The 1,783-nt window shown below is 47.5% G+C and carries 3 protein-coding genes; all 3 read left to right on the forward strand.

The genetic code is table 11. From position 1 onward, the window contains the following. Positions 1-491 (forward strand): ACT domain-containing protein (locus C1T29_RS10785; RefSeq protein WP_208945691.1); only part of this gene is annotated, 491 nt, incomplete at its 5' end. 30 nt (positions 492-521) lie between these two features. Then, positions 522-1,391 carry a 4-hydroxy-tetrahydrodipicolinate synthase gene (gene dapA, locus C1T29_RS10790; RefSeq protein WP_020451443.1) on the forward strand — a complete coding sequence of 290 codons (870 nt, stop codon included), beginning with the start codon at positions 522-524 and terminating at the stop codon, positions 1,389-1,391. A 147-nt stretch (positions 1,392-1,538) separates the two neighbouring features. Then, the coding region (locus C1T29_RS10795; protein ID WP_208945720.1) for an MBL fold metallo-hydrolase at positions 1,539-1,783 on the forward strand (245 nt) is incomplete at its 3' end.

Consider the following 1,783-nt stretch of genomic DNA (forward strand, 5'->3'; position numbering starts at 1 on the left):
GCACGCTCGTCACAAGCCATCACAACTCAAAAGCCGGAAGCGACGTTTTTGCGCGGCTTATCACTGGCATCGCCCATGTGAAAGACGTGACACAGTTTAAAGTCCCGGCAAAAGAAGGACAATATAACGTACAGACTGAAGTGTTTAAAGCGATGGCGAATGCCGGCATCAGCGTCGATTTCTTCAATATTACACCAAGTGAAATTGTCTACACGGTGGCTGGAAACATGACCGACCGCGCCTCTGGCATCCTGAAGGAATTGGGCTATGAACCGGCCGTGACAAAAAATTGCGCGAAAGTGTCAGCAGTTGGCGCGGGAATTATGGGCGTTCCGGGCGTTACCTCAAAAATCGTTACCGCTTTATCAGAAAAAGGCATTCCGATCTTGCAGTCTGCTGACAGCCATACGACGATATGGGTGCTCGTGCACGAGAAAAATATGGCGACGGCCGTGAATGCGCTGCATGAAGTGTTTGAACTGTCAAAATAAATATGATTGAATCATGATGAGGTGAAAAAAATGAATTTCGGAAATATCGCAACCGCAATGGTTACGCCCTTTGACAAAAATGAAAATATCGATTTTCAAAAACTGTCAAAGCTGATCGATTATTTAATAAACAATGGGACGGATTCCCTGGTGGTTGCCGGAACAACCGGAGAATCGCCGACGCTTTCCGAAGAAGAAAAGGTAGCGCTCATTCAATATTCCGTCAAGGAAGCGGCAGGCCGCGTCCCGATCATCGCCGGCACGGGAAGCAACAACACGAAAGCGTCGATCAAGCTGACGAAAAAAGCTGAAGAAGCCGGCGCTGACGCCGTCATGCTCGTCACTCCGTACTACAACAAGCCTTCTCAGGAAGGCATGTACCGCCATTTCAGAGCGATTGCGGAGGAAACGTCACTGCCTGTCATGCTTTATAATGTACCGGGAAGAACGGCTGCTTCGCTCGCACCGGAAACGACGATCCGCCTTGCGGAGATCCCGAATATCATTGCGATTAAAGAAGCGAGCGGCGACTTAGATGCGATTACAAAAATCGTAGCTGAAACCCCTGAGGACTTTGCCGTTTATTCAGGAGATGACAGCCTGACACTGCCGGCCTTGTCCGTAGGAGCGAGAGGAATCGTTTCCGTTGCATCACATATCATCGGACCGGAAATGCAGGAAATGATCAAACATTATACAGAGGGGAACACGGCTCAGGCTGCTTTGATCCACCAAAAGCTGCTTCCGCTGATGAAAGGGCTTTTTGCCGCACCGAATCCGTCTCCATTAAAGACGGCTCTTCAGCTGAAGGGTCTTGATGTCGGGTCCGTCCGGCTCCCTTTGATTCCGCTAAATGAAGATGAACGACTCCGTTTAAGCAGCCTGATGAACGGCCTGTAAAAAACAATACGGACGAAAACGGTCATTCTCTTTTGGAGGGGATGACCGTTTGTCATATACATAATGGTTCTTGTTTTCTAAATTTAGATTCAGGTATAATAGGGACAAGTGATGATGGACGGGTACTTAGATTAGGAGGATTACAATTTGAAAAAAAATACAGAAAATATTAGAATCATCGCCTTAGGAGGCGTCGGAGAGATCGGAAAAAACCTTTATGTCATTGAAATCGATTCTGACATATTCGTGGTTGACGCCGGTCTCATGCATCCAGAAAATGAAATGCTGGGTATCGATGTGGTCATTCCTGACATTTCATATTTAATTGAACGATCTGAACGCGTACAGGCGATTTTTCTCACACACGGGCATGAGGTAAACATCGGCGGCGT

The sequence above is a fragment of the Bacillus sp. MBGLi79 genome (genome assembly GCF_002953915.1).